This window comes from Cellulomonas sp. NPDC057328, assembly GCF_042667215.1.
Lineage (GTDB): Bacteria > Actinomycetota > Actinomycetes > Actinomycetales > Cellulomonadaceae > Cellulomonas.
On record NZ_JBHUZW010000041.1, the window covers coordinates 1 to 14192 of the forward strand.

Annotated in this window: 7 protein-coding genes; 6 read left to right on the forward strand and 1 reads right to left on the reverse strand. The window is 73.2% G+C overall.

The window, feature by feature from the left end; genetic code table 11:
* Window positions 1–52 precede the first annotated feature (52 nt).
* The gene (locus ACFUMH_RS09465) at window positions 53–1405 is read right to left on the reverse strand and encodes an alkaline phosphatase (protein ID WP_378203876.1); all 1353 of its coding nucleotides are present in this window, start codon (window positions 1403–1405) and stop codon (window positions 53–55) included.
* 257 nt (window positions 1406–1662) lie between these two features.
* Between ACFUMH_RS09465 and pulA the strand changes: the two genes are divergently transcribed.
* From pulA to ACFUMH_RS09495, 6 genes are all read left to right on the forward strand, one after another.
* The gene (gene pulA, locus ACFUMH_RS09470; RefSeq protein WP_378203879.1) at window positions 1663–7623 is read left to right on the forward strand and encodes a pullulanase-type alpha-1,6-glucosidase; all 5961 of its coding nucleotides are present in this window, start codon (window positions 1663–1665) and stop codon (window positions 7621–7623) included.
* Between the two features lie 275 nt (window positions 7624–7898).
* The gene (gene chvE, locus ACFUMH_RS09475; RefSeq protein WP_378203882.1) at window positions 7899–9035 is read left to right on the forward strand and encodes a multiple monosaccharide ABC transporter substrate-binding protein; all 1137 of its coding nucleotides are present in this window, start codon (window positions 7899–7901) and stop codon (window positions 9033–9035) included.
* Between the two features lie 110 nt (window positions 9036–9145).
* Window positions 9146–10693: a multiple monosaccharide ABC transporter ATP-binding protein gene (gene mmsA, locus ACFUMH_RS09480; protein WP_378203884.1), complete on the forward strand. Its 1548-nt coding sequence runs from the start codon at window positions 9146–9148 to the stop codon at window positions 10691–10693.
* Window positions 10690–11925, forward strand: coding sequence for a multiple monosaccharide ABC transporter permease (gene mmsB / locus ACFUMH_RS09485; protein ID WP_378203887.1), 1236 nt, complete (start codon window positions 10690–10692; stop codon window positions 11923–11925). The genes mmsA and mmsB overlap by 4 nt, the downstream gene beginning before the upstream one ends.
* A gap of 38 nt (window positions 11926–11963) precedes the next feature.
* Complete coding sequence (locus ACFUMH_RS09490; RefSeq protein WP_378203890.1) at window positions 11964–13274, forward strand: ROK family transcriptional regulator; 1311 nt, start codon at window positions 11964–11966, stop codon at window positions 13272–13274.
* Between the two features lie 65 nt (window positions 13275–13339).
* On the forward strand, window positions 13340–14119 hold the full coding sequence (locus tag ACFUMH_RS09495; protein WP_378203893.1) for an ATP-binding cassette domain-containing protein: 780 nt from the start codon (window positions 13340–13342) through the stop codon (window positions 14117–14119).
* The last annotated feature ends 73 nt before the right edge of the window (window positions 14120–14192 follow it).

The following is a 14192-nucleotide window of genomic DNA, read 5'->3' on the forward strand; positions in this document are numbered from 1 at the left end:
CGGCGGCGCCAGGTGCGCAGCCGTGCGCGTCCCGGTCCGTTGGCCCCGCCGGTCAGCGGCGCCCGCGCATCGCGTCCCGCAGCACGACGAACACGTCGGTGTTGGCCTGCACGCGGGCGAGCCGCTCGGCCTCCGGGCCCTCGGCGGTCAGGGGCGTCGAGGCGCCCGTGTGCCCGCTCGTGGTCCAGTCGACCGTGAACTGCAGGTCGCTGCCGGCGACGTCGAACGGCCCGTCCTCGAGGCTCTGCAGGACCTCGGGCGAGGTGCTCGCCGGGTCGCCCGACTCGTCGTCCGGGTCGACGTTCTCGATCGCGAGGCCGCCGGTCTCGTGGTCGCCCACGACGACCACGAGCGTGCCGCGGTGGCGCGCCGCGAAGTCGCGCACCACGGCGACGGTCTCGTCGAACGCCTGCCCGGCCTGGAGCGTGCGCGCGGCGTTATTGTTGTGCGCGAACTCGTCGATCGCCTCCTCCTCGACGAGCAGGAAGAACCCGTGCCGGTCGCGGGACAGCACGTCGAGGGCCTTGCCCGTCATGGTCGCGAGCGGGACGGTGGGCGCGTACTCGTCGCCCTGCCCCTCGGGCGCCTGCTCGAACATCTCCTCGTTCGCGAACAGGCCGAGCACGCGCTCGGAGCGGGTGGCGGCGAGCTCGTCGGCGGTGGTCACGTAGTCGTAGCCGATCGCCTCGGCCCGCTCCACGAGGTTCCCGTGCCGGCTCCGGCTGACCTCCGGCCGGGGGTCGGCCGGGTCGTCCGGGAACGCGCCCTCGTCGCCCTCCGGGTACCACCAGTCCTCGCCGCCGCCGAGGATCACGTCGGGCCGGGTGTCGTCGAGGTACTGGCGGGCGATCTCGCTCTGGTCGGCCCGGTCGGGCACGTGCGCGCCGAACGCCGCGGGCGTCGCGTCGGTGACCTGTGCGGTCGTGACCAGCCCGGTCGCCTTGCGCAGCCGCCGCGCGTGCTCGAGCAGCGTGGGCACGGGGGTGCCGGCGACGTCGACCGAGACCGCGCCGTTGTAGGTGCGCACGCCCGTGGCGAAGGCGGTGGCGCCCGCCGCGGAGTCCGTGACGGCCTCCTCCGGGTCGGCCGGGTCGGTGTGCGTCCAGCCCGCGTACCGCAGGCCGTCCATGGCGAGCTCGCCGTCCTGCCCGACGGTGGCGAGCCGGATCGCGTCGCGCGCCGCGATGCTCAGCCCGTCGCCGACCATCAGGACGACGTTGCGCGCCGACCCGCCCGGCCACGCGCGCCCTCGTGCGAGCTCGTCGCCCGCCGCCGCGCCCCCGGACCCGTCGCCCCCGGACCCGTCGTCCGTGAGCGCGTCGCCCGCCAGGCCGCTGCCCACGAGCGCGAGCGCGAGCGCCCCGCCGGCCAGCAGCCGTCCCCCTCGTCCGTCCCGCACGCGCATGTGCCGCCCCCTCCGTCGTCGAACTCCGTCGTTCACCCTGACGTCGGCCGGGCCCCGCGGGGTCCGCTGCGCCCATGCTGGGCGCGGCGGCGCCGCGGCACAAGGGTGCGGTGCGGCGCCGTCCGCGCGCCGAGACGGTCCGTCTCGTCCGGCTCGACGGCTTTGCCGGAATCCCTTGCTGAAACTTGATGCAACGGATTACGGTCGCGGGACAGCCCACCTCCGGCACGACGTCGTGCCGTGACGAAGGAGTCCCGATGGTCGGCGTCCCCGCGCGTCCTGGCTCGTCCCTGCCCACCCGCCGGCGCCGTCCGGCGCCCGCCCCGTCCCGGCTCCGCCCCCGCGTCCCGGCCGCCGTCACCGCGCTCGCGGTCGCCGCCGCCGGTGCCGTCGCCGCCCTCGCCCCCACCGCCGCGTCGGCCGCGCCCGGCGGCGTCGCCCTCGTCGGCGACCTGCAGAGCGAGCTCGGCTGCGCCGCCGACTGGGACCCCGCCTGCGCGGCGACCGAGCTCGCCCCGACCGACGTGCCGGGCCGGCACGCCGCCACGTTCCGGGTGCCGGCGGGCACGTGGGAGTGGAAGGTCGCGCTCGACGACGGCTGGGACGCCGCCTACGGCGCAGACGGCGGCGCGGCGAACACGCCGCTCGTCGTCGCCGGCCCGGCCGACCTGACGTTCACCCACGACGAGGCGACGCACCGCACGGCCGTCACGGTGATCGACCTGCGCGGCGGCTACACCGACGCCGACGCCGGGCTCGTCGCGGACCCGGTCCGCCACCCGGGCGCGGGGGAGCAGTTCTACTTCGTCATGACCGACCGGTTCGCCAACGCCGACCCGTCGAACGACACCGGCGGGCTCACCGGGGACCGGCTCACCACCGGGCTCGACCCGACCGACAAGGGCTTCTTCCACGGCGGCGACCTCGCCGGCCTGCGCGAGCGGCTCGACTACGTCGAGGGTCTCGGGACGACCGCGATCTGGCTGACGCCGTCCTTCCTCAACCGTCCAGTGCAGGGCGAGGGCGCGAACGCGTCGGCCGGCTACCACGGCTACTGGGTCACCGACTTCACGCAGATCGACCCGCACCTGGGCACGAACGCCGAGCTCGAGGCGCTGATCGACGACGCCCACGCACGGGGCATCGACGTCTACTTCGACATCATCACCAACCACACGGCCGACGTCGTCGACTACGCGGAGAAGCAGTACACCTACGTCGAGCAGTCGGCCGAGCCGTACCGCGACGCGGCCGGCGACGCGTTCGACCCCGCGACGTTCGCGGGCACCGACGACTTCCCGGCGCTCGACCCGGCCACGTCGTTCCCGTACACGCCGGTGGTGGACCCCGCCGACGCGGACCTCAAGGTCCCGGGCTGGCTGAACGACCCGACGCTCTACCACAACCGCGGCAACTCGACGTGGGCGGGCGAGTCCGTCACGTACGGGGACTTCGACGGTCTCGACGACCTCATGACGGAGCACCCGGACGTCGTGCAGGGCTTCGTCGACGTCTACGAGGCGTGGGTGGACCTGGGCATCGACGGCTTCCGCATCGACACCGTCAAGCACGTGAACCGCGAGTTCTGGGAGACGTTCACGACGGCGATCGCGGAGCACGCGGCGTCGGTCGGCAACCCCGACTTCTTCATGTTCGGCGAGGTCTACGACGCCGACGCGCGGCTCACCGCGCCGTACGTGCGCGACACCGACATGGACGCGATCCTCGACTTCTCGTTCCAGGCCGCCGCGGCCGGCTACGCCCGGGGCGGATCCGCCGGCCCGCTGCGTGCGCTGTACGCGAGCGACGACCTCTACACGACCCCGACGAGCAACGCGCACGCGCTGCCCACGTTCCTCGGCAACCACGACATGGGCCGCATCGGCGTCATGGTGAAGGACGCCGGGCAGCCGCAGGAGCGGTCGGGCCTCGCGCACACGCTCATGTACCTCACCCGCGGGCAGCCGGTCGTCTACTACGGCGACGAGCAGGGCTTCGTCGGCGACGGGCCGCTCGACGGCAGGGACAAGGACGCCCGCCAGTCGCTGTTCGCGACGCAGGTGGACGAGTACGCCGACCAGGCGCTGCTCGACGGCACGACCGCCGGCTCGGTGGACCGCTACGACACGGGCACCGCGCTGTACGCGCACGTGGCGCGGCTCGCGGAGCTGCGCTCGAGCACCCCGGCGCTGACCACGGGGGCGCAGGTCGAGCGGTACGCCGACGGCCCGGTGTACGCGTTCTCCCGCGTCGGCGACGACGACGTGGAGCACCTCGTCGCGACGAGCAGCGCCGCGGCCGCGACGACCGTCACCGTCGACACCCTCACGCCCGGCGCGACGTTCACGCCGCTGCTGGCCACCTCCGGCACGGGCACGGTGCCGGCGGAGCCGGTCACCGCCGGTGCCGACGGCACGGTGTCCCTCACGGTCCCGGCGCTCGGCGCGCTCGTGCTGCGGGCCGACGCCCCGGTCACCGACGGCGGCGACGACGCGGTCGCGCTCACCGTCCCCGGTCCGGGCGCCGCGGTGACCGGGACGGCACCGGTGGCCGCGCGGGTCGACGACGACGCGCTGGCCACCACGTCGTTCGCGTACCGGGTCGTCGGGGAGGACGCCTGGACGGCGCTCGGCACCGCCGAGACGACGTCGCCGCGCGTCTTCCACGACGTCACCGACCTGGCCCCCGGCACGCTCGTGGAGTACCGCGCGGTGCGGGAGGACGTGACCGGTCACCGGAGCGCCGCCTCCACGTTCGCGAGCGTCGGGGTGGCCGTGGACGGCGTCGTCCCGGCGCCCGAGCCGGAGCCGGAGAACCTCCTGGTGACGGTGCCGGGCAGCCACAACTCCGAGCTGGGGTGCGGCGGGGACTGGGTGGCGGACTGCCCCGCCGTGACGCTCGCGCGCGCGGGCGGCGAGGGCAGCACCGTGTACCGGGGCACGCTGTCGCTGCCGCCCGGCGAGTACGAGTACAAGGTGGCGATCGGCGGCGCGTGGACCGAGAACTACGGCGCGGGCGGCGAGCCCGGCGGTGCGAACATCCCGTTCACCGTGACCGGCGAGGGCGAGCAGGACGTCACGTTCGTCTACGACCACGCCACCCACCAGGCGACGTCGTCGGCGCAGGGGCCCCTGCTCACCCTGCCGGGCAGCGCGCAGAGCGAGCTGGGCTGCGCGGGGGACTGGGACCCGGCGTGCCTGGCCGCGGTGCTCATCGACGGCGACGGCGACGGGACCGCCGTGTTCACCGCGCGCGACCTGCCCGCCGGCTCGTACGAGGTGAAGGTCGCCCACGGCCTGTCGTGGGGCGAGGACTACGGCGTCGGCGGCGTGCGCGGCGGCGCGAACATCCCGTTCACGACGCCCGGGGGCGTGCCCGTGACCTTCACGTACGACCTCGCGACGCACGTGCTCACCGTCGCGGCCGGCGACGCGGAGCCGCCGCTGCCGGGCACCGGCGAGGCCGCGGCCCACTGGGTGCGGCACGACCTGCTGGCCTGGCCGGCGTCGTTCGTGGCGCCGGGGACGGACCCGGCGGACCTGGGCTTCACGCTGCACGGCGACCCGGCCGGCGGCCTCGAGGTCGTCGACGGCGCCGTGACGGGCGGCGAGGAGCACCCGCTCGCCGCGGTGGCGCTGCCGGCCGAGGTGGCGGAGCGCTTCCCGGCGCTCGCCGGGTACGTCGGCCTGCGCCTCGACGCCGACCGCGCGACGGTCGAGCGGCTGCTCACCGGGGAGCTGCTCGTGCGCCAGGCGGCGGACGACGGCACCGCGCAGGCCGTGACCGGCGTGCAGGTGCCGGGCGTGCTCGACGACCTGTACGCGGACCGCGCCACCGACCGCACCCTGGGGACGACGTGGCGCCGGGGCGCCCCGAGCCTCGCGCTGTGGGCGCCGACCGCTCAGGACGTCGACCTGCTCGTGTGGCCGGCCGACCGGAAGGGCCGGTTCGACACGGCCGCCGAGCCCACGCGGGTGCCGGCGGAGCGGCAGCGCGACGGCGCGTGGACGGCGTCCGGCCCCAAGGCCTGGGCCGGCGGCGCGTACCTGTGGGAGGTCACGGTGTACGCGCCGACGACCGGGGAGGTCGAGGTGAACCGCGTGACCGACCCGTACGCGGTGGCGCTCACCCTGAACAGCACCCACGGCGTGCTCGTCGACCTCGACGACCCGCGCTACCGCCCGAAGGAGTGGGAGAGGGCGGACCAGCCGGTGGTGCGGCCCGTCGACCAGACGATCTACGAGCTGCACGTGCGCGACTTCTCGGTCGCGGACGCCACCGTGCCGGAGCGGCTGCGCGGCACGTACGGCGCGTTCGCCGTCCGCCGCAGCGACGGGCGCGACCACCTGCGCCGGCTCGCCGACGCGGGACTGACCACCGTGCACCTGCTGCCGACGTTCGACATCGCGTCGATCGAGGAGGACCGGGCGCAGCAGGCCACGCCGGACTGCGACCTCGCGTCGTCGCCGCCGGACTCGCCCGAGCAGCAGGCGTGCGTCACGGCGGTCGCCGGTCAGGACGCCTTCAACTGGGGCTACGACCCGTGGCACTGGACCGTGCCCGAGGGCTCGTACGCCGTCGACGCCACCGGCGGCGCCCGGATCGCCGAGTTCCGCTCGATGGTCGGCGCGCTGCACGCCGACGGGCTGCAGGTCGTGCTCGACCAGGTGTTCAACCACACGGCCGCGAGCGGCCAGGACGCGAAGAGCGTGCTCGACCGCGTCGTCCCGGGGTACTACCACCGGCTGGACGCCACGGGGCAGGTCGAGACGTCGACGTGCTGCCAGAACGTCGCCACCGAGCACGCGATGGCCGAGAAGATGATGGTCGACTCGGTGGTCACGTGGGCCCGGGACCACAAGGTCGACGGCTTCCGCTTCGACCTCATGGGGCACCACTCGCGCCAGACGATGGAGCGGGTGCGCGCGGCGCTCGACGAGCTGACCCCGCGCCGCGACGGCGTGGACGGCCGCAAGGTCTACCTGTACGGCGAGGGCTGGAACTTCGGGGAGGTCGCGGACGACCGGCTGTTCGAGCAGGCCACGCAGGGCCAGCTCGGCGGCACGGGGATCGGCACGTTCTCCGACCGGCTCCGCGACGCCGTGCGCGGCGGCGGCCCGTTCGACGAGGACCCGCGCCTGCAGGGCCTCGGCTCGGGCGCGTACACCGACCCGAACGGCGCGCCGGTCAACGGCACGGAGGCGGAGCAGCTCGCTCGCGTGCGGCACCAGGCCGACCTCGTGCGCCTCGGCATGGCGGGCAACCTGCGCGACTACGCGTTCCGCACGAGCGACGGGGAGGTCCGGCGCGGCGACCAGATCGACTACAACGGCCAGCCGGCCGGGTACGCCGACTCCCCGGAGGAGGTCGTCACCTACGTCGACGCGCACGACAACGAGACCCTGTTCGACAACCTGTACCTGAAGCTGCCCCAGGACACCCCGATGGCGGACCGGGTGCGCATGAACACCGTCTCGCTCGCGACGACCGCGCTGGCCCAGACGCCGTCGTTCTGGCACGCGGGCGCCGACCTGCTCCGCTCGAAGTCGCTCGACCGCAACAGCTACGACTCGGGCGACTGGTTCAACCTGCTCGACTGGTCGCAGCAGACCAACGGGTTCGGGCGCGGCCTGCCGCCGGCGCCCGACAACGAGGCGAAGTGGCCGTTCCAGCAGCCGCTGCTCGCCGACCCGGCGCTCGTGCCGACGCCGCAGGACATCGCCACCGCCGCCGACGCGGCGACGGAGCTGCTCGAGCTGCGTGCGTCCACCCGCCTGTTCCGGCTCGGCGACGCCCGGCTGGTCCGGGAGAAGGTCACGTTCCCGGGCTCCGGCCCGGACGCCACGCCGGGCGTGGTCGTCATGCACGTCGACGACCGCACCGGCTACGACCGGTCCGCCCGGCGGTGGCGCACCGACGTCGACCGCCGCCTCGACGGCCTCCTCGTCGTCGTGAACGCCTCCGACGAGCCGGTCACCCAGACGGTGGACGCGCTCGCGGGCCGCCGCTACGCCCTGTCGCCCGTCCAGCGGCACGGGTCCGACCCGGTCGTGCTGGACACCACGTGGCAGCGGGGGACCGGCACGGTCACGGTGCCGCCGCGGACGGTGGCGGTGCTGGTGGAGGAGGCGCCTCGCGTGCCGCCGTCGCTCGGGCGGCCGTACCCCGGTGGGGCGCTCGACGGCGTGCTCACGTGGTGGCGGGGCCTGTTCCACTAGGCCGGACGCGGTACGGCGCGGACGGACGCGCCGGGTTCATGCCTTCGGGGCATGAACCCGGCGCGTCGTCATGACCAGGCGTGACGCGGCGAAGCGTCGGGCAACGCTCCCGGATCACGCAGGACACGATGTGGTAACGGAAGTTGCGCAACCCAAGGCTTCAGGTCTTGAATCCAACCGACGCCGCGTCGCGTCGCCGGCACAGCAGCCGCGACGACGACCGGACCGGGCAACGGGTGCCCGGCCCGCTGCGGTACGAGAAGGAGCAGACAACGATGTCACTGGGTTGGAAGAAGGCTGCGACAGGTCTGGTCACCGCCGGTCTGCTCGTCGGGTCCCTCGCCGCGTGCAGCCAGGAGCGCGACTCCGGCGGCGGTGCCGGCGGCGACGAGTCGGCCGCTCCCGAGAACACGCTGGTCGGCATCTCGATGCCCACCAAGAGCCTCGAGCGGTGGAACCGTGACGGCGCGCACCTCGACGAGCTGCTGCAGGGCGCGAGCTACGAGACGACGCTGCAGTACGCCGACAACAAGGTCGACCAGCAGATCACCCAGCTCGAGAACATGATCAACCAGGGCGCCGACGTCCTGGTGATCGCCCCCATCGACGGCACGACGCTGGGCCCGGTGCTCGAGCAGGCCGCGTCGCAGGACATCACGGTCATCGCCTACGACCGCCTCATCAACGACTCGGAGAAGGTCGACTACTACGCGACGTTCGACAACTACGAGGTCGGCAAGATGCAGGGCGAGTACATCGTCGAGCAGCTCGACCTCGAGAACGCGGCGGGCCCGTTCAACCTCGAGCCGTTCGCCGGCTCGCCGGACGACAACAACGCCAAGTTCTTCTTCTCCGGCGCGTGGGACGTCCTCAAGCCGTTCGTGGACGAGGGCAAGCTCGTCGTCCCGTCGGGCAAGGCCCCGGCCTCGAACGACGAGTGGCAGAGCATCGGCATCCAGGGCTGGGGCTCCGACTCCGCCCAGGCCGAGATGGAGAACCGCCTCAACTCGTTCTACGGCGGCGGGCAGCGGGTCGACGTCATCCTGTCCCCGAACGACTCGCTCGCGCTCGGCATCGCGCAGGCGCTCGCCGGCAACGGCTACGCGCCCGGCGAGGACTACCCGGTGCTGACCGGTCAGGACGCCGACCTCGCGAACGTGCAGAACATGATCGCGGGCCGGCAGTCCATGACGGTCTGGAAGGACACCCGCACGCTGGGTGACCAGGTCGCGAAGATGGTCGGCCAGATCATCGAGGGCGACGAGGTCCAGGTCAACGACGAGGAGACCTACGACAACGGCGTGAAGGTCGTCCCGACCTTCCTCCTGCCGCCGGTCGTGGTCACCCCGGACACGGTCGAGTCCTCGCTCGTCGAGTCCGGGTTCTACACCGCGGACGACCTCGGCCTCTGACCGGCCCGGACCACCCGCACCCACCGGAACCGCTCGCTCGGCCGGTCCCGCCCCCGCCACCCGGCGGGGGCGGGGCCGGCCGGCCCGCGGCGGACCCTAGCTGAGGACACATGGACACCGAGCACATCCTCGAGATGCGCGGCATCACCAAGAAGTTCCCCGGCGTCGTGGCGCTGTCCGACGTCACCCTGGCCGTGCGGCGCGGGGAGATCCACGCCATCTGCGGCGAGAACGGCGCCGGCAAGTCGACGCTGATGAAGGTGCTCTCCGGCATCTACCCGCACGGGTCGTACGGGGGCGACATCGTCCTCGACGGCGAGGTCCAGGAGTTCCGCGGCGTGCGCGACTCCGAGCGGCGCGGGGTCGTCATCATCCACCAGGAGCTCGCGCTCTCGCCCTACCTGTCGATCGCCGAGAACATCTTCCTCGGCAACGAGCGCACCGAGCGCGGCGTCATCGACTGGAACCGCACGAACGCGGAGGCGGCGAGGCTCCTCGCGCGCGTCGGTCTGGACGAGCGCCCCGACACGAAGATCGTCGACATCGGCGTCGGCAAGCAGCAGCTCGTCGAGATCGCGAAGGCCCTGTCGAAGGAGGTGCGCCTGCTCATCCTCGACGAGCCCACCGCGGCCCTGAACGACGAGGACAGCGCGCACCTGCTCGGCCTGATCCGCGGCCTCAAGGACGAGGGCATCACGTCGATCATCATCAGCCACAAGCTGAACGAGATCGAGGCGATCGCCGACACCACCACGATCATCCGCGACGGGAAGACCATCGAGTCGATGCCGATGCGGGGCGCCGAGCCGGTCACCGAGGAGCGGATCATCCGCGGCATGGTCGGCCGCTCGCTCGACAACCGCTTCCCGGACCACACGCCCACCATCGGCGCCGAGGTCCTGCGCATCGAGGACTGGACCGTGCACCACCCCGTCGACCAGAGCCGCAAGGTGGTCGACGGCGCGAACCTCACCGTCCGCCGCGGCGAGATCGTCGGTCTCGCCGGCCTCATGGGCGCCGGCCGCACCGAGCTCGCGATGAGCGTGTTCGGCCGCTCGTACGGCTCGCACATCACGGGCCGGCTGTACAAGGACGGCACCGAGATCCAGGCGTCCACGGTGCAGCAGGCGATCGCCCACGGCATCGCGTACGCGACCGAGGACCGCAAGCGGTACGGCCTCAACCTCATCGACACGATCGAGCGGAACGTCTCCGCGTCGGCGCTCGGCAAGCTGTCGCGCCTGGGAGTCGTCGACCGGCAGGGCGAGGGCCGCGTCGCGGAGCAGTACCGCCGCGACATGAACATCAAGGCGCCGAGCGTGGCGTCGGTCGTCGGCAAGCTGTCCGGCGGCAACCAGCAGAAGGTCGTGCTGAGCAAGTGGATCTACGCGGATCCGGACGTGCTCATCCTCGACGAGCCGACGCGCGGGATCGACGTCGGCGCGAAGTACGAGATCTACACGATCATCAACCGGCTCGCGGACGCCGGGAAGGGCGTGCTCGTCATCTCCTCGGAGCTGCCCGAGCTGCTCGGCATCTGCGACCGCATCTACGCGCTCAGCCAGGGTCGCGTCACGGGCGAGGTCGCCCGCGCGGACGCCACCCAGGAGCGCCTCATGCAGTACATGACGATGGACAAGGACGGGATCGCCCGATGAGCACCAGGACCGCGGTCAACATCTCCTCCCCGACGCCGCCGGACCTCCCGCGGCCGTCGATCGGGCAGCGCCTGCAGGGGCTCGGCGGGAACGCCCGCCAGTACGGCATCTTCGGCGCGCTGATCGTCATCGTCCTGCTGTTCCAGGTGCTGACGGACGGCAAGCTGCTGCTCGCCAACAACCTCGCGGCCCTGTTCCAGCAGAACGCGTACGTGATGATCCTGGCCATCGGCATGGTCATGGTCATCGTCGCCGGCCACATCGACCTGTCCGTCGGGTCGGTGGTCGCGTTCGTCGGCGGCGTCGTCGCGGTCAGCATGCGCGACTTCGACGTGCCGTGGGGCCTGGCCGTGCTGCTCGGGGTCGCGATCGGTGGCGTCGTCGGCGCGTGGCAGGGCTTCTGGGTCGCGTACGTCGGGGTACCCGCGTTCATCGTCACCCTCGCCGGCATGCTCGTGTTCCGCGGCCTCGCGCTCGCGGTCGTCGGCGAGACCGTCGCCGGTCTGCCGGGGTCGTTCATCGCCATCTCGAAGGGCTCGCTGCCCAACGTGCTCGGCTTCGCGTCCAACATGGACGTCGTCACGCTGGTCATCGGCGCGCTCGCGGTCGCGGCGATCGTCGTCTCCCAGCTGCGCGCCCGCGCCTCTCTGCGCAAGCACGACCTGCACGTCGAGGCGTTCGGCCTGTTCCTCACCAAGCTCGTCGCCATCGCCGCGGGCATCGGCGTGGTCACCGTCATCCTGTCGTTCTCGGCGGGCGGCACCCCGATCGTCCTCGTGCTCGTCGGCGTCCTCGTCGTCGCGTACTCGTTCCTCATGGGGCGCACGGTCTTCGGCCGGCACATCTACGCGATCGGCGGCAACCGCCTCGCGGCGGGCCTGTCGGGCGTGAACACGCGCCGCGTCGACTTCTGGATCTTCGTCAACATGGGCCTGCTCGCCGGCGCGGCGGCCATCGTCACGACGGCCCGGTCCGGTGCGGCCACGGCCGGCGCCGGCGCCAACTTCGAGCTCGACGCGATCGCCGCCTGCTTCATCGGCGGCGCGGCCGTCACCGGCGGCATCGGGCGCATCTCCGGCGCCATCATCGGCGCGCTCATCATGGGCGTGCTCAACATGGGCCTGTCGATCATGTCGGTCGACCCGTCCTGGCAGTCCGTGATCAAGGGCCTCGTGCTGCTCCTCGCGGTCGCGTTCGACCTGATCAACAAGCGGCGCGCGGGTACGCGCTAGCGCACCGGCCCGCACGCACGGAACGGTAGGTTGCCCCGGTGAGCAGGCGTGCGGCGGCAGCGGGCTCGCAGTCGTCCCTGCGGGAGGCCAACAAGGCGCTCGTGGTCTCCACGGTCCAGCGCTACGGGGGCCTCACGCAGGTCGAGCTCGCCGCCGCCACCGGCCTGTCGGCAGCCACGGTGTCGACGATCGTCCGCGACCTCCTGGCCGCGGGCGTCGTCGACACCGCCGTCACCACCCGCAGCGGGCGGCGTGCCCAGATGGTCACGCTCGCCCGCCGCGTGGGCCTGGCCGTCGGCATCCAGATCGGCCACCGGCACCTGCGCGTCGTGCTCGGCGACTTCGCCCACGAGGTCGTCGCCGAGCAGTCGCTGCCGCTGCCGCACGAGCACCGGTCCGACACGAGCCTGGACCGGGCGGCGCTGCTCGTCGTCGACCTGCTCGAGCGCATCGGCAGCGAGCTCGACGAGGTCGTCGGCATCGGCATCGGCGTGCCCGCGCCCGTCGACGCCAGCACCGGCATGGTGTCCGTGCCCGGCGTGCTCCGCGGCTGGGAGGGCGAGCACCTCGCGCAGGTCGTCGGCAAGCGGCTCGGGCGCCCGGTGCACGTCGACAACGACGCGAACCTCGGCGCGCTCGCCGAGTACACCCTCGGCGCGGCCCGCGGGTACCGCGACGCCGTGTACGTCCGGGCGTCGTACGGCACGGGCGGCGGGATCGTCATCAACGGCCGCGTGCACCGGGGGTTCGCCGGGACCGCGGGCGAGATCGGGCACGTACAGGTCGACCCCCAGGGGCTCATCTGCCGGTGCGGGTCGCGCGGCTGCCTCGACACGGTCGTCGGGGCCGCCGCCCTCGTGGAGCCCCTCCGTGCGAGCCAGGGGCCGCTGACGCTGCGCGACGTCATCGCGCGCGCCCGGGAGGGCGACCCCGGCACGGCACAGGTGGTCGCCGACGCGGGCGCCACCATCGGCGCCGTCGTCGCCGGCCTCGGCATGGCGGTGAACCCGCAGTGCGTCGTGGTCGGCGGGGAGCTCGCCGAGACCGGCGAGGTGCTGCTGCAGCCCATGCGCGACGCGATTAGGCGCCGCGTGCTGCTCAACCAGATCGCGCCGCTCGAGGTGGTGCCGGCGGAGCTCGGCGGCCGGGCGGAGGTGGTGGGCGCGCTCGTGCTGGCGCTGCAGTCCGCCGACGTGCCGGTGCGGGTGGAGGACGCGGCGGACCTGTCCCTCGCGCGACCGGTCGACGGCGTGCACGACCCGCACGACGAGCACGACGAGCACGACGAGCACGACGAGCACGACGAGAATGCACAGGACGAGGACGACAGACGGGCGGCCGTCGGTTGACGACGCCGGGACGGGGGGATTCACTGCACGTGTCACGTGCCCGACGGGGAGCAGGTGGACCGGAGATGGTCGAGAGGACGCGCACGCCGTTGCTGTCGATGCGCGGCATCACCAAGCGGTACGGCGCCGTCGAGGCGCTGGTCGACGTCGACCTCGAGGTGCACGCGCACGAGGTCGTCGCGCTGGTCGGCGACAACGGAGCGGGCAAGTCGTCGCTCGCGAAGGTGGTCGCGGGCGTGCTCGTGCCCGACTCCGGCCTGGTCGAGATCGACGGCGCACCCGTGACGATCCCGAACCCGAAGGCGGCGCAGCGCCTCGGCGTCGCGACGGTGTTCCAGGACCTCGCGCTGTGCGACAACCTCGACGTCACCGCGAACCTGTTCCTCGGCCGCGAGATGCGCAGCGCCGGCGTCATGCAGGACAGCCGGATGGAGGCGATGGCGCGGTCCGTGCTGCGCGACCTGACGAGCCGCGTCCCGTCGGTGCGCACGCCGCTGTCGCACCTGTCCGCCGGGCAGCGGCAGTCCGTCGCGATCGCGCGCACGCTGCTCGGCTCGCCGCGCCTCGTCGTCCTCGACGAGCCGACGGCCGCCCTGTCGGTCGCGCACACCGCCGAGGTGCTCACGTACATCGAGCGGCTGCGCGAGCTCGGCCTCGGCGTCATCCTCATCAGCCACAACATGAACGACGTGCGCGCGGTGTCCGACCGCATCGAGGTGCTGCGGCACGGGCGCAACAACGGCTCGTTCGACGCCCAGACGGCGAGCTACGAGGAGATCATCGGCGCCGTCACCGGCGCGTCCCGCGTGGGTCGGCCGCTGCGGCCGGTGACCGCCGCGAGCTGACCTCCGCGAGCCGGCCGCCGCGAGCCGACCGTGCGGGCCCGGCATCGCCGGTCTCGTCGGCGGCCTCGTCGCC